Below are 17,715 nucleotides of genomic sequence, written 5' to 3' on the forward strand. Positions count from 1 at the left end.
CCGAACCCGCTACGAGTTCGGCGTCAAGACGTCGATTGCCGTCACCAATGCTGCAAGCGCCGGCGGACAGTTCATCCTCGGGGCCATGGCGCTGCCGGGAAATCCCTACGACGGCCATACGCTCGAAGGTCAGATAGAACAGACCGAGCGGCTCACCGGCGTGACGGTGCGGCGCGCCTATGTTGACCGCGGCTATCGCGGCCATGGCGGCGATCCGCAACGCGCCGAAGTCCATGTCGCCCATACCAGGGGCATCGTCTCGCCGACGATCCGGCGTGAACTGCGACGGCGCAACGCCATCGAGCCTGTCATCGGACATCTCAAGAGCGACGGCCTGCTGGAAAGGAACCATCTCAAGGGAGCCGAAGGCGATGCCGTCAACGCCATCCTCGCCGCAGCCGGCCACAATCTGCGGCTGTTCATCGCATGGATGAAGCAGCTTTTGGCGTTCCTGCTTGCGATCGTCCTGATCAGCGCCGAAAAACAGCCGCCATCGAACACGATGACGGCCGTCCCAAACGCCTGAAATCGCCTAAATCACGGACGACCAGCTTGATAATTCCAACCTGCAGAGTAGCACCGACGTCACCGACGAGCGTCACCAAGAGAGCGCCAAGACCCTGCATGGGCCAATCATCTTGACCGAAATCCGCCTTCACCGGCTCTTGAGAACAGCCATCACCGCCGCGCCGATCTCCTGCAGCGCCGCGTTGCGGGTCACGAAATCCACGTCGGCATCGGAAAGATAGATGGCCACAAGCCAGGGCGCGTGGTCCCGCGGCGTTACCATTGCCACGATGTTGCGCGTCTGGTCCCCGCCGCCCGACTTGTCGGCGATTTCCCAGTCCGCAGGCGCCTCGGCCCGCAGCAATGCGCCCGTCACACCGCCACGGCTCATCCACTCCGCCAATTGCGCACGCGAGGCCGGCGTCAGCGCATCGCCCAGCAGCATGGCCTGCAAGGTATCAAGCATCGCGGCCGGAGTCGTGGTGTCGCGGGGATCGCCTGGGGCAAAGGTGTTCAGTTCGGGCTCCCGCCGGTCGAGGCGAGTAACAGGATCGCCGATATCGCGCAGGAAGGCGGTCACTTCCTGCGGGCCGCCCAGCCGATCCATGAGAAGGTTCGCGGCGGTGTTGTCGCTCATGTCCAGGGTGGCGAGGCAGAGATCGCCGATTGACATGGACTCACCCACACGCGTTTCTGTCACAGGGGCGTAGGACAGCAGGTTCTCGTCGCGAATGGGCAACACCTCGTCGAGCGTCAAGGCGCCGCCATCCACCTCCGCCAGGACAGCGCCGCAGATCACGGGTTTGACCGTGCTGTTCATGAGGAAGCGCTCCTCGGCGCGATACGCCCAGGTCCAGTCCGAGCCTGTGTCGCGTACCATGACCCCGGTCCGGGCGTCCAAGCGGTCTTCGACGCGGTGGATCGTTTCGGCGAGCCGATCTTCGGCGTCCTGCGCGACGGCGGAGGTGGCCAGCGACAGTCCGAGGGCGAGCGTTGCCGCGAGGCGCGGCAGGAAGGAAGCACTGCGCTGCGGATGTGGCAAACTGAATCTCAATTTTCTCAAAAAAGGGTGCGTAATGCGCAATGATCGGAGGAACCAGCCCTTTTCGACTAAGACCATGACGACTGGTCTTTGGGAAGCCGACCGTCGGGATCGTGGACTTCAACGGAATCCGCTCTTGTCAGATTTGCAGGGAATAGGAGGAGGTTCGTCCCTCCGGCATGGCGTAACGAGGGGAAAAGCAATCCGCGTAGTCCAGAGGAAATCACGGTATCAGCCAGTTTCCACGACGGCGGGATTTTCTTGTCGATGCGTGCGATCTGACGCCACTGACAATCCCACTCGCTCCATGCGGGATCCAGTGATCCGGATCGAAACCTTCGGACAGGTCGGCAACCTCCTCCAGCGTAATCTTGTAAGCAGCGAGGGTAGCGGGCGGCGTGATGCTGGTGCCTTGCCGATATTCCTCAAGGGCTGTTTGCGGAGCTTCCGATAGGTACAAAGCTTCCACGCCTGGCCGATTGAAGCGGCCGCCATCACCAGCTGCCCCTGCCCCGCTCGTTGGAAGAAACGCCCATCGCGGCGTAAGGTATCTATGGAAGACGGCGTTCAGACCGATGCGAGTGACCTTCACCCGCGGGCTCCGTTTTCCAGATCACGGATATAGGCCAGGACGGCGTCAGCATGACCATCCGCGACAAGTTCGGCCGCGGTGCGGTGATCGTAGTCGGCAATCGGCTCGTTTCGATACCAATAGATGGCCTTCTGAATATCCCCCGTGAGCTCAGCGGCGGCCGATATCACCTTGATCATTTCCCGCATCTTCAGTTGTAGACGCTCGGACGATGGATTGCGCAATGTGTTGCGGTGAACGCCGGTCAGCTCAGCCAAAGCAATGACCTTAACGCCAAGCACCTCAGAAAAGCGCGAGGGCGAGATATAGGGTGTCCGCGGTTCCTGGAGGCTGTCCACGAACTTGGATACAACGACATTCGCCTGCTCGGCATGAGCGTGTGACATGACTAATCTCCGCACTGTTCAATGCACAATATATGCACATTTTCTAGCATATCAAGTTTATTCGGCTACAACAGGCCCCACGCACGATAGCGTCCCCTCCCCGTCATCTCACGGACGCCAAACTCTTTAACTAGGCTCAACGCCCCGCGAAGCAGATCAATGGCAACCGGGAGACTGCTCGTCGACCGCTTGCCGACGGCGCGCCGCTCTAAGGCCTGTTGAGATTCATCGTGAATTTATGACGGCGGCTGCGAGATGGATGATTGCAATGAACGAGGTGTCGGTTTTGTCGGCGCGCATGGCGATGCGTTTGAACTCTTTGAGCTTGCAGAAGAAGTTTTCGACGAGATCTCAGGACCAATTCGCTCGCGGTGCGCCAACTACGCAGATCTCGGTGCGGCCAGCCTCTCGAGCCGCGACTTCGTTGTCTCGCTTTCCGAAATAAGCCAATTGCGGAAGCGTCGGACCTGCGGTCGTGCCATGGCGGCATCACGAATCCTGATGCGGTACGGGCTCGTCGCGAGCACATGGTCACAGACGGGGAAAGGCAAACTCATCCTCCCTGCTTCGACATCGTCGAGAACAAGAGACAGGCCGCAGATAAGAAGCCCCGCGTTCGATCTCACGCCCTCGAGCGCGTCGCGCATATGCGCGTAGCGCACCCCTCGCTCGGGTTCAGCCCGGTCGTATCCGAACGTTTCGGCCCATTCCCGCCAACTCGGCGTATGGGGCTGAGAGGGACGCGACTGTATATGGAGCAACGGGAACCCTTCCAGGCCCGCGGCAGCGGAGTGACGCCATAATCTCGCCCGATCGTCGAGCGCACCGACAGGCAGGTACTTTGGAGACGGCACACCGGAGGGCTGGTTGAAAGCACCTTCAAGCCGGGCCTGGTTCTCGAGGGAACACACGGGCAGGAAGCGTTCGGTATAAAGAGGCTCGCCATCGGCAGCATGACCTTCCGTGTCGCGGTCGATTATGCAGTCCGTCGTCCCCAAACGCATTGGGACATCACCTTCCCCATTCAAGTTGAAGGATATGTTGGGATGTTCTCGATGAAAGAGCTCAAGGCGCGGAAGAAGCCACAGATCCGCCCAGTCGGGATCGGCAACGACATGGATCTCTGCGGCCCGCTGGAAATCCAGCTTGTCGGTGGCTTTGTCGAGCGCCGCGAAACCCGCTCGCAAATCGTCGAGTGCAGCACCGAGCGCAGGTGTCGGCTGCAGCCCCGATCGCCCCCTGACAAGCAGGTCGGTCTCCAGATATTCCTCTAGGAAACGAATTCTCTGTCCGACGGCAGCGGCGGTGATGCCTAGACGCCGAGCTGCCCCCTGCAGCGATCCCTCCTGGATCGCCAGATCCAGAGCCTGGAGTGATCTCAGATGTGTTGCGCCTGACATCTGCTGAAAGTTGACTCTGGTGGAACAAAACGCAGCTTTGATTATAAAGATTTCCTTTCTAACGAAAAGAAAAACCTCATTAGGCTCAAAGCCCATTTTGCGTCATGCTATGCAGCGATCCCTCCTGGATCGCCAGATCCAGAGCCTGGAGTGATCTCAGATGTGTTGCGCCTGACATCTGCTGAAAGTTGACTCTGGGGGAACAAAACGCAGCTTTGATTATAAAGATTTCCTTTCTAACGAAAAGAAAAACCTCATTAGGCTCAAAGCCCATTTTGCGTCATGCTGTTCCCATCCCGATCACAGGAGGAACAAATGACCCAGATGAAACGCTACATCGTCGAGCGCGACATTCCCGGTATTGGCCAAATGTCGATCACGGAACTTTGCGGCGCGGCACGGGCGTCGAACAAAGCCCTCGCCGAGATCGGTCCGAAGGTCCAGTGGCAGCACAGCTACGTGGCTGGGGAGAAGACATTCTGCGTGTATCTTGCCGATAGCGAGGAAACCATCCGCAAGCATTCCGAGGTCTCCGGAATTCCCGTTACGACGATTACGGAAGTTCCACAGATCATCGACCCCCTCACTGCCAACAACTGATCGTCCCGATGGTGCGCCTTCGCGGCCGTCGGTGCACCATCGGCGGAGGCGATGGATCGTTCGAAGTACCAGGAGAGTATGCGGCAGCGGTTCAATCATGCGAAGGCGCATTCGAATATTGATACTGTCAATCCACTAGGTGATCCCCAGGCGGAGTTTGTCTGGTGTGCGGACGAAGAAGACGCTCACGGGCTACGCCGACCTAGATCCTCGAAGAAGCGGAGCAGGTAGCCATCTGGATCGGCAACTACGAATTGACGATTTCCAACCTCACCGTCATTTTTCCGATACCACTTTTCTTCCGGACCGAAATAAAGGGGAAGCTCAGCCTTCGTGAGCGCATCGAGCAAAGGGGCTATGCTCGTGACATGCTCCCCTGAATGTACCCATTCATAGGCTAGCCCTGTTCACGTTGTGGTCCATTCGTGACCGGGTTGCAAATTCGTGCGGGGTGAGCCCGTCGAGACTCGTGTGCGGTCGCTTCAGATTGTAGTCGATCCTCCATCTCTCGATGACCTCACGGGCATGGCGGTAGCTGCGGAACAGATGCTCGTTGAGGCATTCGTCTGCCGCGCGATCCTATGAATGTGTGGTTCGTGTCGCGCGCGTGAGAGGCTGATGCTCTGGCATTGTGCGCGGGATGACCATCATCCGGCTGAGTGAACCGACATGGCGGGTGGTGGGCTCGATCACGGCCCGTCATCTGCTGGAAGCGCGGTGGCGCTGACCGGGACAGGCCGGTGATTCTCCTTCTCACTTTGCCGGACAGTGGATTTGCCGCCGGGGACTTTTGTTGTCTGCTGACAAATTCAGCAAAATATGTAGAAATATCAATTGTATGACTCTGTCCACAAAGATGCCGAGCAGGCGGCGTCGCCCTGTTAACTATTCATTAACCTAAAATTTCTTGTTCAGAGCGACGAATCGGGCATACTCACGGTTGATTGGTGGATTTTTGCCAAAAATCGTTATTTGGGAAGCCTGATCGAATGAACGTGAGTTCGCCTGTTCCAGCTCAAGCGCCATTGCACTTCGAGAAGCATATTCTCGAACAGGGCGATCAGATTTCCAAGAAACTGCACCTGTTGAGCATGCAACGGTTCCCGCCGCATGCGAAGAAGAATCTGCGATCGTTTTCGCTGGCGGAGGTCGCCACATATCTCGGCGTTTCGCAAAGCCATCTGAAGAAGCTGCATCTCGAGGGCAAGGGGCCGGTTCCGGAAACCTCCTCCTCCGGCCGTAGATCATATACCGCCGAGCAGATGCTCGAGTTGAGACAATATCTCGATCAGCATGGACGCTCGGATGCAAGAATGTATGTTCCGCATCGGCGCTCCGGTGAGAAGCTGCAGGTCATCGCTGTGGTAAATTTCAAGGGTGGTTCAGGCAAGACCACCACAGCCGCTCATCTGTCGCAATATCTTGCTCTTACCGGGCATCGGGTTCTCGCAGTCGATCTCGATCCGCAAGCCTCGTTGTCCTCCTTGCACGGTTTTCAGCCGGAGCTCGATCAGATCAAATCGATCTACGACGCGATCCGATATGACGACGAGAGAATCCCGCTTTCCAACATCATCCAAGAGACCAATTTCCCCGGTCTCGACATTGTTCCGGCAAATCTCGAGCTGCAGGAGTACGAGTACGATACGCCGCTTGCGATGGCTGATCGAAATTCAAATGCGGGCAAGGCATTTTTCACGCGTATTTCGAGCGCCTTGGCCGAGGTCGACGACAGCTACGACGTAGTCGTTGTCGATTGCCCTCCGCAACTCGGCTACCTCACGATCACTGCACTGACTGCAGCCACCTCGGTCCTGATCACCATCCATCCCCAAATGCTGGATGTGATGTCGATGGGACAGTTTCTGCTGATGCTGGGCGGTATTCTGGAGCCAATTCGCAGCGCCGGAGCTGCCGTGAATCTGGAATGGTACCGTTACGTGATCACGCGATATGAACCGACCGACCAGCCGCAAGCCCAGATGGTGGCATTCCTGCAGACGCTGTTCGGGGAGTTCATCCTCAAGAACCAGATGTTGAAGTCCACGGCGATCTCGGATGCGGGGATAACGAAGCAGAGCCTCTACGAGGTTGAGAAGAATACCATGACGCGGTCGACATATGAGCGCGCCATGGAAGCCCTCGAAGCGGTCAATAGCGAGATTGCAGGCCTGGTCCATCACGCGTGGGGACGATGAGATGTTGTCGGCTGACAAAAACGGTCTTTTGCGACGAAAAATCAGCGCATTAGCCATCAAGAGGAACTGATGTCATGGCCCGAAAGAATCTGCTGGCTGGCTTGAATGACATTGAGAATGAGGAGTCTTCAAGCTCGGCCGCTCCATACGCGGTCCGGGGTGCATCGAAGTCGATGATCCGCTCTGTGAGCGAGCTCGCCAAGCAGGCAGACGCCTATCTCGAGGGCGAACATGTGGTCGAGCTCGATCCGGGTGTGGTCGATGGATCATTCATCTCCGATCGTATGGGTGACGACCAGGAGCAATATCAAGAACTGCGCGAAGCCATTCGGGAGAGGGGACAGGACACACCCATTCTGGCGCGGCCGCATCCCGAAGCGGAAGGCCGCTACATGGTTGTTTTCGGCCATCGGCGCGTTCAAGTCGCCAAGGAACTCGGCCGAAAGGTGAGGGCGGTCGTCAAGGCGATAGACGACAAGATGCACGTCATCGCTCAGGGGCAAGAGAATTCCGCCAGGGCCAATCTCACCTTCATCGAAAAGGCCATGTTTGCGAGCCGCCTCGAAGACATGGGTTACGACAGAGATGTCATTTGTTCCGCACTGGCCTCCAACGCCGCCGCGGTGTCGAAGATGATTTCCGTCATCAAGCGCATCCCGGCTCCCGTCATCTCGAGAGTAGGAGCCGCTCCCGCTATCGGCCGGGAGAGATGGGTAGAGCTTTCATTGCTGGCTGGCAGGAAACCGGAAGCCGCCGATGCTGTGATGGCCACCCCTGAATTCGACGATCTTGAGAGCAATGACCGTTTTGAGCGACTGTTTTCGGCCCTGAACGAAAAAGGAAAGCCAGTTCGGAAGACGACGGCCAAGCCCGTGCCCAGAACCTGGTCCTCAGATGACAATTCGGTCAGCGCGGCATTCACGCGAAGCGGCAAGGCGGCAACCATAGCTCTTGGAGCGACCGATGGTCCGCGTTTTGCCGAATGGATTTCCAGCAATCTGGGCGACCTCTATGAGGCGTTCAGGATGTCGGAGAAGAAAGAAACAGGAGACTGAAACCGCAAAAGAAAAAGGCCCCCGAAACGTCACCGTCGCGGAAGCCCTTCTCTGCTTTGGTCAGCTTGAGAATCGCAAATCCGCGAATCACTGTCAAGAGTCCCGGCGTCGATTCGGCGAGCAGATTTCTTTTGCCTAGCGATAGGTGAAGAAAAATGCAGACGCATATCCCAACGACGCCCTTTGGGCGGCGAACGATGTCGCTTGGCATGATGACAAGCCAGGCCGTTGCGAAGGCAGTGCCGGAAAGCGCGCAGGTTCAAAAATGGAAAGTGTTTCACTCGATCCGGGAAGCGCGCGATCTGATCGGCGCCACGGACCGCTCACTGGCCATTCTCAATGCCCTGCTCTCTTTCCACCCGGAAACCGAGCTCGCAGGCGATGGTGAACTGATCGTCTGGCCGTCGAACGAGCAGCTCATGGCTCGCGCGAACGGGATGCCGGCGACAACGCTGCGGCGCCATCTGGCTGTCCTGGTTGAATGTGGGCTGATCATCCGCCGGGATAGTCCAAACGGAAAGCGCTTCGCGCGGAAGGGCAGGGGAGGGCAGGTCGAACAGGCCTATGGGTTCGATCTGGCTCCAATTGTTGCCCGGGCCGAGGAATTCGAGGAACTAGCGGAGACCGTCCGGGCCGAGAAGAACGCCCATCGCGTCGCCAAGGAGCGCCTCACGCTGCTGCGCCGAGATATCGTCAAGCTTATCGAAACCGGCATCGAGGAGAACGTTCGAGGCAACTGGGGCAGGGTACATCAGACCTATCAGGCCATTGTCGGCCGCTTGCCGCGCTCTGCACCGAGGCAACTTATCGAAGACATCTGCATAGACCTCCATGGCCTCTACACGGAAATCCTCGAGGTACTGGAATCATTCGCAAAAACACAGAATGCGGACGCCAATGAGTCCCATTCTGGTCGCCACATACAGAATTCAAACCCAGACTCCACATCTGAATCTAAAAGAGGCTCTAGAAAAGAAGATGAAGCGGGCGGCAGCGCGGCGGAAAACGACAACCTGCGGAGCTTGCCGAAGCGGGAGCTACCCTTGGGGATCGTGCTTGATGCTTGCCCAGACGTGAAGGATCTGGTGCAAGGCGGAGAGATACGCCACTGGCGAGACTTTCTGGCCGCCGCGGAGGTGGCCAGACCTCTGCTTGGGGTCAGCCCGAGCGCCTGGCGGGAAGCCTGCGAAGTCATGGGCGAGGCGCAGGCCGCGATTGCTCTGGCAGCCATCCTCCAGCGGGCTGATCAGATCAACAGCGCCGGCGGTTATCTGCGCAGTCTGACCGACAAAGCGAGGGAGGGGAAATTCTCGACCTGGCCAATGGTCATGGCGCTCTTGCGTGCCAAGTTGGACGCCAGTAGGTCTTTCGTCGGAAAGCCCGCTGAGCCGCGAAACGATGGGAACAAGGCAGACGAGCGTCTGGAAGTCTCCGACGCGCTGCTGAAGTCACTGGATCGATCGAGAAGGTGAGGATGCCCCGATGAGCTGGACAGCCTCGTCGAACCCCCCGGACTTTTCTGTGGCAGAGACCTTGCGCTCAGTCGACGTCGACGAGACCGTCGAATGCCTCGAGCAAGCCCGTTCGCTTAGCCCGGTCGAGGAGGTTCTTGACGGATGAGGGTGCCCATCTCGTACCACCCCGCGGCGTGCGCTCGTGAAGGCGCTCGAGCTGATTGGCGATTTCGCGCAAGGTGAGCTCCGGATTGGACGAATGGATGCCCGCCACCAGCGTCATCAGGCGATCCTCGGGCGGTCGAGGCGGCGACTTCCTCAGAAGCGACTCATCGGCCATTCCTTCGCTGATCATCCATTTTGCAGCCCGTCGCAGGCGTTCCGGGGTCCAATCGAAGCCCCGCCGCTTGAGGACGCGTGAGATGTCGTCCCAAGTGTGGTCTGGTCGCATGCGCCGGACGATTGGAAGCCATTGGTTGGCAGTGGACTGGATCCGCGCACCGTAGGCCGCCTTTTGAGCAGCTGTCATTTTGGCGAGTGCTTCGGGCCGACGTTCTCGAATCCCAGGATTGCCTGGTAATCGGCCTTTTGCCCTGGCGGCTTTGACGCCTGCCTTCGTCCGTTCCGAATTGAGTGCCCGTTCAAGCTGAGCGACGGCGCCAAGGACCTGCAGCGAAAACATGCCCTGCGGCGTCGTGGTATCGATTGGATCACTTAGCGAGCGGAAATGTGCACCTTTGGCAGTCAGCTCCTCGATGACATCGAGCAGGTGGCTCACCGAACGAGCCAGGCGGTCGAGCCGAACGACAACGAGGGTGTCGCCGGCGCCGATCTCCCGAACAAGCCTGGCGAGGGCAGGGCGGGTCCGCGAGGCACCGGAACCGTGCTCCTGGACGATCATCTCGCATCCGGCCGACCGCAGTTCCATCTCCTGCGCTTCAGTCTCTTGCTCGTCCGTAGACACGCGCGCGTAGCCGATAAACTGGCCCTGTGGTCGACGGGAGGTGTGGTTGCGCGGTGTTTTGGCCATCTGGAGGAATCTGAGAGCTGTGTTGAAGACGAATTTACAAACATAGAAGATATGCATAACCGATCGTTTGTAAACGTCTCTTGCGTGTCTTTTTGACCACCTGAAGCGGCAGAAACCCCAGAAAAACAGGCCCTCTCGTCGATCTGAGCACGAATTGCCGGGTCTCTGTTCAATCCCGAAGGCCGCAGCGCGCATTATATATAGAGGAGCTCAGAAATTACCGGTGTGACGGAAGCGAAAATCATGATAGCTTCCGTATGAGGATCGAAGACGCGTGACATCAATGACTTACGAAATCGGAAAATTGAGCCACGAGACCCTCTTGGGACCGATAGCGGCTGCGGAGGACGCGCTCGCGCGGCTCGATGAGAAAGTGGCGCGGTCTGAGGTGGGACCGGGCTTTGCAGAACGGGCCGACTTCTTCGATTCCGTCTCCTGTATGTGGGTTGCCGGCGAACTCGTCCATCTCGAGGATCTCGTTCTCCACGATGCGCAAATGGACATCCGCGCGCCGAGCCACGAGCTCGTCATCGCGCACCGAATCGTCAGGGCGAGGCGGCGGGTGTCGAGAAACGATCCCGGATGGGCGGTTGCGCGATCGGGGATCATGGCGCTCGCCGGTGTCGCCGAGGAACCTTCCGGTGAGGCCGAACCGGTTGACAGGCGAGGGGAGGGGGTCGAGCTCGAGTTGGTCGTCGATGAAGCACTGTCGCCCGAGCTGGCTGAGATCGATGAGGTTCTCACCCGAACCAAATGGCTGGTCGATGGCAATGGGTCTGTCGAGCAAAGGAAGCGGGGAACGGAGGTCAGTGTTGGGGAGCTGCTCATTCGCGACCCGGATTGGGATGAAGGTGAACGGATTGCTGAATGGCTCGAACTGGCGAAGAAGGTCGATCGGTTACCGGCCACCTTGGCGGCGGCCGTTCTTTGGGACGCCTGGGAGCATCTAGAACCGTTACAACGCCAGCACTGGCTCGGGCAGGTGCTCGTTTCGGATTTCCTAAGATCGCGTGGAAAGGTCCGATCGCACTTGCTGGCCTATTCGGTGGGCTTACGGGAAATTCCCCGCGAGCGGCGACGTGCGCGCGATCCAACGACGAGGCTGGTCGGCTATCTCGAAGCGATGAGTGCTACGGCAAGCGCAGGGATGAAGGATATCGATCGGCTAACGCTCGCTAAGCGCCAGCTAGAGCGGCGCGCTGTCGGCAAGCGGTCGACGAGCAGTCTCCCGATTGCGATTGATCTACTTCTTTCGCGGCCGATCGTGTCGGCGCCCATGATTGCGAATGCAGCGAGGATCTCGCCACGCGGGGCGTTGAACCTGGTTAAAGAGCTTGGCGTCCGTGAAATAACGGGGAGGGGGCGCTACCGGGCGTGGGGCGTGCTGTAGTCTATTAAACTTGATTTGCTAGAAAATGTGCATATGAAATGTGCATATATTGTGCATTGAACAGTGCGGAAATTAGTCATGTCACACGCTCATGCGGAGCAGGCAAATGTCGTTGTATCGAAGTTTGTGGATAGCCTCCAGGAACCTCGGACACCCTATATCTCGCCATCGCGCCTTTCTAAGGTGCTTGGCGTTAAGGTCATTGCTTTGGCTGAGCTGACCGGCGTTCACCGCAACACATTGCGCAATCCTTCGTCCGAGCGTCTGCAAATGAAGATGCGGCAGATGATCAAGGTGATATCGGCCGCTGCCGAACTCACGGGTGATATTCAGAAGGCCATCTATTGGTATCGAAACGAGCCGATTGCCGACTACGATCACCGCACCGCGGCCGAACTTGTCGCGGATGGTCATGCTGACGCCGTCCTGGCCTATATCCGTGATCTGGAAAACGGAGCCCGCGGGTGAAAGTCACTCGCATCGGTCCGAACGCCGTCTACCATAGATACCTTACACTGCGATGGGCGTTCCTTCCGACGAGCGGGGCGGGCTGCCGGTGATGGCGGCCGCTTCAATCGGCCAGGCGTGGAAGCTTTGTACCTATCGGAAGCTCCGCAAACAGCCCTTGAGGAATATCGGCAAGGCGCCAGCATCACGCCGCCCGCTACCCTCGCTGCTTACAAGATTGCGCTGGAGGAGGTTGCCGACCTGTCCGAAGGCTTCGATCCGGATCACTGGGATCCCGCATGGAGTGAGTGGGATTGTCAGTGGCGTAGGATCGCGCGCATCGACAAGAAAATCCCGCCGTCATGGAAACTGGCTGATACCGTGATTTCCTCTGGACTACGCGGATTGCTTTTCCCCTCGTTACGCCATGCCGGAGGGACGAACCTCGTCCTATTCCCTGCAAATCTGACAAGAGCGGATTCCGTCGAAGTCCACGATCCCGACGGTCGGCTTCCCAAAGACCAGTCCTCTTGGCGCTAACGGTCTCGCCCGCGTACGTTCCTCCTATTTTGGATTCCGCAGACTCCTTCTGCGACGGCGTCGAACACACGGGTATAGCCAGCCTCACGTTCCAATACCAAGGAGGTTGCCCGCTCCCGGTCGCCTTCTAAAATCTTCAGCTTCTCATCGAGGCTTTGCAGCACCGTGGTTTCATCGGCGATTCTTTTTCTGACGGCTGCGAGCCTCTTGGCCGTCTCGTTGTCTGCAGCGACGATCTTCTCGATCCGGGCGATCTCGGCTTCAAGCGTTCCCACTGGCAACTTTTCCGGGTCGTCGGTCGGTCGGACGGATGAAGGAACCAGAGTCATCTACTGGCGCAGTTGGCGCGACACCGCGCCAACCCTCCATGCTCTTTGCAGCATCTATCGCTTTCTTCGACACCACCTCGTCGACATTTCCGGAGTATGTCAGAAGGAAGCGTTTCCAATCGTCATCCTCGATCTTGGCTCGTTGATGCTGCTCGCGCATGGTGCGTAGCGTATCCGCGCCTTGTTCTGCCGCAGATCCTGCACTTCGGCCTATATTCCGGTGATGGCCGACTGCTGGTTCGCGAAATACCGAATGTATCCGCGCACCTTGTCCGCGGCCGTGATTAGATCCTGCAGTCTCTCAGCAGTCTTGTTCGGCCCTTCGGTGGAAGTTGTTTGCGGTCCCCCTGGTAGCGGTCGATTAGCTTCTTCTTCTCCGCGACCTGCGCCCGAAGAGATGCGGCTTGACGCGATTTCTCGAGCTCGACCCCGGTCTGTTCGGAAAGACTCGCGAGCGCGGTTTCCTCGCGGGCGCGAGCGTCACGGTATTCGCATGCCCGCAGCTCCAGCAGCTCCTGGAAGTTGACTGTGGCGCAACGCTCCCTGATTAAGGGACTCGGGCTCGGCAGATCACATTTGGTTGCAACGTAGGGAAAGTATGCCCGTCGGCGCTTGACAAATCAGGCGAATGATTGTCCCAAGATGCATGATGAGAAGGCGCCCGCAAACGAGACACCAGGGATTGGCGGCATTCCGCACGATCCTGGCGCTCGCCTTTCTGTTTCTTACCGTGCTTCAGCCGGGAATGTTTGCTGTCGCTAATGCAAAGGGCTTCCAGGTCGCTACGGCACTTGCCGCGGATGCCTCGTCTGTCGAGCACGGCAGCCATGCGCAGCATCACCAATCGGTCGCTGAAGAGCCGAGCCAGGACAACAGTTCCCAGAACCACCATGACAAGCGCTTCGCCGACAAGGCCTGCGAGGTGCATTGCGCGTCGGTGACGGCCGTATCGGTCGATTGCCAGGCATTGCAGCGGCCGGTCGAGCGCTGTTTCGAGCCGGTGCATCTTTCGGTACTGATCGACGGCGAATACGCCGAACTCATCCGCCCCCCCAGACGCCTGAACTGACGCGCGCCCTCTTGGGGCGCTCACTGCCGGGCGGCCTCGCGCCGCCCCGGCCGATGCATTCCGTCATGTTCAGGAATTTCGATGAAACTGTCATTTCTCGCGGTTTTTGCGCCGCTGTCGCTGGCAGCGTGCGCGGCCACGCCGCCTGCAGTGCTACCCATGTTCAATGCGGCCGATCCGAGGCTCGGTCCGAGGGACACCCATTATCACCCGGTCGTCGTCGATTACACGCACCGTGAGCCTGTCGAGCCCGAAGATTGGCGACGGCTCAATGAGCAATTGTCGCCTTCCGACGGGGAGGTACGGCCATGAGGCGCCTTTCGGGAAAAGCCATGGCCGCGATTTTGCTGCCGCTGCTGACGGGAGCCTGCGCCACCGCGGGACCGGATGTGGCGAACCCGCTTGCCGGCTTCTCGACGGTGTCGCAGCGAACTGCTGGCGTGACGGGAAAGCGGGCGGTCTGGGCCCAGTCGAGCGACGAGGCGCGCGCGCTGGCCGGCCAGGTCCAGGCGCTTGTGCGCAACAAGACGGTCGGTCCCGACACGGCGGTCCAGGTGGCGCTCCTCAACAACAAGGGCCTGCAGGCAGCCTATGCCGACATCGGTCTGGCGGCCGCTGACGTCTGGCAGGAGACGATGTTGGTCAATCCGCGGGTTTCCGTTGGAATGACCGGCATAGGCGGCATTACGCAGACGGTCGAGGCGGCCGTGGTGTCGAACATCCTGGCGCTGGCCACGCGTGAGCGCCGTGTCGCCATTGCCGACGCCCGTTTCCGGCAGGCACAATTGCGTGCCGCCGAAGAAACGCTCAGGCTCGCCGCTGATACCAGGCGGGCCTGGATCGAAGCGGCCGCCGCCTGGGAGCGCGTGGCCTACCTCAACCAGGCGCAGGCGGCTGCCGATGCCGCGTCGGAACTGGCAAAGAAGCTCGGCGAGACGGGCGCCTTCACCAAGACCGGACAGGCGCGCGAGCATGTCTTCTATGCCGAGCTTGCCGGTCAGACGGCAGAAGCGCGCATGGAGGCGCGCACGGCCAAGGAGCGGCTTACCCGCCTGATGGGGCTTTGGGGTGCCGATCTCGACTATCAGGTGCCGAACGCCCTGCCTGCCTTGCCCAAGCGCCCCGCCGCGAAACGCGCGATCGAGGCGGAGGCGCTGAGAAATCGGGTCGATCTCGATATCGCCAGGCTCGACCTCGAGGCGTTGGCGCTGTCTTACGGTCTCACCGAAGCGACCCGGATGGTGACCGATCTCGAACTGCTGACCGGCATAGAGGTCGAGCGCGAGGAGGAAGAGGACGGCGCGAAGGAGACCAGTCTGGCCGGAAACCTGGAGGTCGAGTTCGTGATCCCGATCTTCGACAGCGGCAAGGCACGGATGCGAAAGGCGGAACTGGCCTACATGCGTTCGGCCAACGTTCTGGCCGAAAGTGCGATCAACATTCGCTCCGAGGCGCGCAGCGCCTACGACGCCTACCGCTCGAGCTGGGACATCGCCCGCCACTATCGCAACAATGTCGTACCGCTCAGGACCACGATCGAGGAGGAGTCGGTGCTGACCTATAGCGGCATGATCACCAATACGTTCGAGCTCCTGGCCGACACCCGTGCCAAGATCAGTTCAATCATGCTTTCGCTCGACGCCAAGCGGCGCTTCTGGCTGGCCGATGTCGACCTCGGGGCCGCCATTCACGGCGGCGGCGAAGGCGCTTCGCCGGACGATGGCGGAACCGAAATGGCCGCGGCCGAGGGTGGCGGCGGACATTGAGTTTGGAGAACCGGACATGATTACCAGACGACAAATACTTGGCGGCGGCGCCTTCCTTGCGGGGGCGGCTGCCTGGACCAAAACTTCGGCGATGGGCTTGCCCGAGGCTCCGATCATGGAGTCTGCGGACCTGCAGCCGCCGATCTTTCCGACGAGCGGCCCCGATTATCAGCCGGTCGTCACGCTCAACGGCTGGACGCTGCCGCACCGCATGAACAATGGTGTGAAGGAGTTCCACCTTGTCGCCGAGCCGGTCGAGCGCGAGCTCGCCCCTGGAATGACGGGCTATCTGTGGGGCTACAACGGACAGTCGCCGGGACCGACCATCGAGGCGGTGGAAGGCGACCGGGTGCGCATCTTCGTCACCAACCGGCTGCCGGAGCATACCACCATTCATTGGCACGGCATGATTCTGCCGTGCGGTATGGACGGCGTCACGGGGCTCACCCAGCCGGGCATTCCGCCCGGCAAGACCTTCGTCTACGAGTTCGACCTCGTGAAGAGCGGCACGTTCATGTACCACCCGCACGCCGATGAGATGGTGCAGATGGCGATGGGCATGATGGGCTTCTTCGTCATTCACCCGAAGGACCCGGAACTGCATCGCGTCGACCGCGATTTCGTCTTCCTGCTCAACGCCTTCGATATCGAACCGGGCTCCTATGTGCCGCGCATCATGGAAATGACCGACTTCAACATGTGGTGCTGGAACAGCCGCATCTTTCCGGCCATCAGCCCGCTCGTCGTGTCGAAGGACGACCGTGTCAGGGTCAGGGTGGGCAATCTCACCATGACCAACCATCCCATCCACATGCACGGCTATGACTTCGAGGTCACCTGCACCGACGGGGGGTGGGTGCGTCCCGAGGCGCGCTGGCCGGAGGTCTCGATCGACATACCGGTCGGCGCGATGCGGGCCTACGAGTTCGACGCGAAATATCCCGGCGACTGGGCGATCCACTGCCACAAGTCGCACCATACGATGAACGCCATGGGACACGACGTTCCGACCTTCATCGGCGCCGACAAGACGGAGGTCGCGAAAAAGATCCAGCGCCTGCAGCCCGACTACATGGCCATGGGCAGCCGCGGCATGGCCGACATGGGCGAGATGGAGATGCCCCTGCCGAACAACACCATTCCGATGATGACCGGATGGGGCCAGTTCGGCGCGATCGAGATGGGAGGCATGTTCTCGGTCGTGAAGGTCCGCGAGGGCATCTCGGCCGACGACTACTCCGACCCCGGCTGGTACGACCACCCGGAAGGAACCGTCGCCTATGAATGGACGGGCGCGACGCCCGAGCCGGCGAGTTCAGGCAACACAATGCAGACAGCCCCGGCGAGCCCGCATGGCAGCCACCGGAAGGGCTGAATCTCCGTCAACAAAAAGCAACCAGGAAAGGAACAACATGAGACATCTGATCATGGCCGTCGCTTCGATGGCACTCTTCGCAGGCGCCGCTCACGCAGCGGGCAACGATGCCGGTGGCCACGGACACGGCGATACCGAAACCATGGCCATCGGCGAGCCGGGCGAGGCCGCCATGGCCAAGCGGACCGTGACCATAACCATGCTTGAAAACGACGAGGGCGAGATGCTGTTCAAGCCCGCGTCGCTGAAGGTGAAGGCCGGCGAGACGATCCGCCTGAAGTTCGTCAATAGGGGGGAACTCGACCACGAGTTCGTCATGGACGTTCACGACGAAATCATGGAGCACAAGGAACTGATGGCGAAGTTTCCGGAGATGGAGCACGACGACGCCAACGCCATCCGTCTCGTTTCCGGCGCGACGGGCGAGATCGTCTGGACCTTCGCCAATGCGGGAGACTTCCAATTCGCCTGCCTCATCCCGGGCCACTATGAGCTGGGTATGAAAGGCGAGATCACAGTCTCGAACTGAAGCTCA

Annotated in this window: 18 protein-coding genes and 5 pseudogenes; 13 read left to right on the forward strand and 10 right to left on the reverse strand. The window is 59.6% G+C overall.

Features of this window, described 5'->3' with window-relative positions; genetic code table 11:
* Positions 1–526 (forward strand): annotated as a pseudogene (locus GM909_RS25895) (IS5/IS1182 family transposase); the annotation flags it as partial.
* Between the two features lie 129 nt (positions 527–655).
* On the opposite strand, the gene bla reads toward GM909_RS25895, so the two are convergent.
* The 6 genes and pseudogenes from bla to GM909_RS24135 form a co-directional block, all read right to left on the reverse strand.
* Positions 656–1,627 (reverse strand): class A beta-lactamase, encoded by a 972-nt coding sequence (gene bla / locus GM909_RS24110; protein ID WP_157020011.1) that lies wholly within the window; start codon positions 1,625–1,627, stop codon positions 656–658.
* A pseudogene (locus GM909_RS24115) lies at positions 1,618–2,141 on the reverse strand (RES family NAD+ phosphorylase). Before GM909_RS24115 ends, bla begins: the two are co-directional and overlap by 10 nt.
* A complete protein-coding gene (locus tag GM909_RS24120; RefSeq protein WP_157020013.1) occupies positions 2,138–2,527 on the reverse strand; it encodes a hypothetical protein in 390 nt (129 codons plus the stop codon). Before GM909_RS24120 ends, GM909_RS24115 begins: the two are co-directional and overlap by 4 nt.
* 65 nt (positions 2,528–2,592) lie before the next feature.
* Positions 2,593–2,667 (reverse strand): helix-turn-helix domain-containing protein, encoded by a 75-nt coding sequence (locus GM909_RS26540; protein WP_407941354.1) that lies wholly within the window; start codon positions 2,665–2,667, stop codon positions 2,593–2,595.
* Positions 2,668–2,752: 85 nt separating this feature from the next.
* Positions 2,753–2,875: pseudogene (locus GM909_RS24130) on the reverse strand (transposase); the annotation flags it as partial.
* 32 nt (positions 2,876–2,907) lie between these two features.
* Positions 2,908–4,023 (reverse strand): LysR family transcriptional regulator, encoded by a 1,116-nt coding sequence (locus GM909_RS24135; protein WP_157020015.1) that lies wholly within the window; start codon positions 4,021–4,023, stop codon positions 2,908–2,910.
* 219 nt (positions 4,024–4,242) lie between these two features.
* On the opposite strand from GM909_RS24135, the gene GM909_RS24140 reads away from it, so the two are divergent.
* Positions 4,243–4,527: a DUF4242 domain-containing protein gene (locus GM909_RS24140; RefSeq protein ID WP_157020017.1), complete on the forward strand. Its 285-nt coding sequence runs from the start codon at positions 4,243–4,245 to the stop codon at positions 4,525–4,527.
* Between the two features lie 185 nt (positions 4,528–4,712).
* Here GM909_RS24140 and GM909_RS26545 read toward each other — a convergent pair.
* Both GM909_RS26545 and GM909_RS24145 read right to left on the reverse strand, forming a co-directional pair.
* Positions 4,713–4,895: pseudogene (locus tag GM909_RS26545) on the reverse strand (bleomycin resistance protein); the annotation flags it as partial.
* A 22-nt stretch (positions 4,896–4,917) separates the two neighbouring features.
* Positions 4,918–5,103: pseudogene (locus GM909_RS24145) on the reverse strand (integrase core domain-containing protein); the annotation flags it as partial.
* A gap of 413 nt (positions 5,104–5,516) precedes the next feature.
* On the opposite strand from GM909_RS24145, the gene repA reads away from it, so the two are divergent.
* The 3 genes from repA to repC all read left to right on the forward strand — a co-directional run bounded on the left by repA (position 5,517) and on the right by repC (position 9,252).
* Positions 5,517–6,725: a plasmid partitioning protein RepA gene (gene repA / locus GM909_RS24150; RefSeq protein ID WP_157020019.1), complete on the forward strand. Its 1,209-nt coding sequence runs from the start codon at positions 5,517–5,519 to the stop codon at positions 6,723–6,725.
* 74 nt (positions 6,726–6,799) lie between these two features.
* A complete protein-coding gene (repB, locus tag GM909_RS24155; protein ID WP_157020021.1) occupies positions 6,800–7,780 on the forward strand; it encodes a plasmid partitioning protein RepB in 981 nt (326 codons plus the stop codon).
* 155 nt (positions 7,781–7,935) lie between these two features.
* The gene (gene repC, locus GM909_RS24160) at positions 7,936–9,252 is read left to right on the forward strand and encodes a plasmid replication protein RepC (protein WP_157020023.1); all 1,317 of its coding nucleotides are present in this window, start codon (positions 7,936–7,938) and stop codon (positions 9,250–9,252) included.
* Between the two features lie 67 nt (positions 9,253–9,319).
* Here repC and GM909_RS24165 read toward each other — a convergent pair whose 3' ends face one another.
* Positions 9,320–10,264 (reverse strand): recombinase family protein, encoded by a 945-nt coding sequence (locus GM909_RS24165; RefSeq protein ID WP_157020092.1) that lies wholly within the window; start codon positions 10,262–10,264, stop codon positions 9,320–9,322.
* A 283-nt stretch (positions 10,265–10,547) separates the two neighbouring features.
* On the opposite strand from GM909_RS24165, the gene GM909_RS24170 reads away from it, so the two are divergent.
* The 3 genes from GM909_RS24170 (at position 10,548) to GM909_RS24180 (ending at position 12,641) form a co-directional block, all read left to right on the forward strand.
* Positions 10,548–11,654 carry an RHE_PE00001 family protein gene (locus tag GM909_RS24170; RefSeq protein WP_157020025.1) on the forward strand — a complete coding sequence of 369 codons (1,107 nt, stop codon included), beginning with the start codon at positions 10,548–10,550 and terminating at the stop codon, positions 11,652–11,654.
* Positions 11,655–11,732: 78 nt separating this feature from the next.
* Complete coding sequence (locus tag GM909_RS24175) at positions 11,733–12,122, forward strand: hypothetical protein (protein WP_157020027.1); 390 nt, start codon at positions 11,733–11,735, stop codon at positions 12,120–12,122.
* A 117-nt stretch (positions 12,123–12,239) separates the two neighbouring features.
* Complete coding sequence (locus tag GM909_RS24180; protein WP_235912060.1) at positions 12,240–12,641, forward strand: RES family NAD+ phosphorylase; 402 nt, start codon at positions 12,240–12,242, stop codon at positions 12,639–12,641.
* On the opposite strand, the gene GM909_RS24185 is transcribed toward GM909_RS24180, so the two are convergent.
* On the reverse strand, positions 12,638–12,916 hold the full coding sequence (locus GM909_RS24185; protein WP_157020029.1) for a hypothetical protein: 279 nt from the start codon (positions 12,914–12,916) through the stop codon (positions 12,638–12,640). The genes GM909_RS24180 and GM909_RS24185 overlap by 4 nt on opposite strands.
* A 736-nt stretch (positions 12,917–13,652) precedes the next feature.
* Between GM909_RS24185 and GM909_RS24190 the strand changes: the two genes are divergently transcribed.
* The 5 genes from GM909_RS24190 (at position 13,653) to GM909_RS24210 (ending at position 17,709) form a co-directional block, all read left to right on the forward strand.
* Positions 13,653–14,039 (forward strand): hypothetical protein, encoded by a 387-nt coding sequence (locus GM909_RS24190; RefSeq protein ID WP_157020031.1) that lies wholly within the window; start codon positions 13,653–13,655, stop codon positions 14,037–14,039.
* 81 nt (positions 14,040–14,120) lie between these two features.
* Positions 14,121–14,351, forward strand: a complete 231-nt coding sequence (locus GM909_RS24195; protein ID WP_157020033.1) for a hypothetical protein — start codon at positions 14,121–14,123, stop codon at positions 14,349–14,351.
* Entirely contained in the window at positions 14,348–15,805 is a 1,458-nt protein-coding gene (locus GM909_RS24200; RefSeq protein ID WP_157020035.1) for a TolC family protein, read from the forward strand. Before GM909_RS24195 ends, GM909_RS24200 begins: the two co-directional genes overlap by 4 nt.
* Before the next feature lie 16 nt (positions 15,806–15,821).
* Positions 15,822–17,180 (forward strand): multicopper oxidase family protein, encoded by a 1,359-nt coding sequence (locus GM909_RS24205; RefSeq protein ID WP_157020037.1) that lies wholly within the window; start codon positions 15,822–15,824, stop codon positions 17,178–17,180.
* A gap of 37 nt (positions 17,181–17,217) precedes the next feature.
* Positions 17,218–17,709 carry a cupredoxin domain-containing protein gene (locus GM909_RS24210; protein WP_157020039.1) on the forward strand — a complete coding sequence of 164 codons (492 nt, stop codon included), beginning with the start codon at positions 17,218–17,220 and terminating at the stop codon, positions 17,707–17,709.
* Positions 17,710–17,715 lie beyond the last annotated feature (6 nt).

This window comes from Mesorhizobium xinjiangense (assembly GCF_009749525.1).
Classification (GTDB): Bacteria; Pseudomonadota; Alphaproteobacteria; order Rhizobiales; family Rhizobiaceae; genus Mangrovimarina; species Mangrovimarina xinjiangensis.

Excerpts from the sequence above, each read along its gene's own strand:
- GM909_RS24200 (WP_157020035.1), top strand. The coding sequence starts at position 14,348 with ATGAGGCGCCTTTCGGGAAAAGCCATGGCCGCGATTTTGCTGCCGCTG.
- GM909_RS24140 (WP_157020017.1), top strand. The coding sequence starts at position 4,243 with ATGACCCAGATGAAACGCTACATCGTCGAGCGCGACATTCCCGGTATT.
- GM909_RS24165 (WP_157020092.1), bottom strand. The coding sequence starts at position 10,264 with ATGGCCAAAACACCGCGCAACCACACCTCCCGTCGACCACAGGGCCAG.
- repB (WP_157020021.1), top strand. The coding sequence starts at position 6,800 with ATGGCCCGAAAGAATCTGCTGGCTGGCTTGAATGACATTGAGAATGAG.
- GM909_RS24195 (WP_157020033.1), top strand. The coding sequence starts at position 14,121 with ATGAAACTGTCATTTCTCGCGGTTTTTGCGCCGCTGTCGCTGGCAGCG.
- bla (WP_157020011.1), bottom strand. The coding sequence starts at position 1,627 with ATGGTCTTAGTCGAAAAGGGCTGGTTCCTCCGATCATTGCGCATTACG.
- GM909_RS24170 (WP_157020025.1), top strand. The coding sequence starts at position 10,548 with ATGACTTACGAAATCGGAAAATTGAGCCACGAGACCCTCTTGGGACCG.
- GM909_RS24175 (WP_157020027.1), top strand. The coding sequence starts at position 11,733 with ATGTCACACGCTCATGCGGAGCAGGCAAATGTCGTTGTATCGAAGTTT.
- repC (WP_157020023.1), top strand. The coding sequence starts at position 7,936 with ATGCAGACGCATATCCCAACGACGCCCTTTGGGCGGCGAACGATGTCG.
- GM909_RS24120 (WP_157020013.1), bottom strand. The coding sequence starts at position 2,527 with ATGTCACACGCTCATGCCGAGCAGGCGAATGTCGTTGTATCCAAGTTC.
- repA (WP_157020019.1), top strand. The coding sequence starts at position 5,517 with ATGAACGTGAGTTCGCCTGTTCCAGCTCAAGCGCCATTGCACTTCGAG.
- GM909_RS24135 (WP_157020015.1), bottom strand. The coding sequence starts at position 4,023 with ATGGGCTTTGAGCCTAATGAGGTTTTTCTTTTCGTTAGAAAGGAAATC.
- GM909_RS24205 (WP_157020037.1), top strand. The coding sequence starts at position 15,822 with ATGATTACCAGACGACAAATACTTGGCGGCGGCGCCTTCCTTGCGGGG.
- GM909_RS24210 (WP_157020039.1), top strand. The coding sequence starts at position 17,218 with ATGAGACATCTGATCATGGCCGTCGCTTCGATGGCACTCTTCGCAGGC.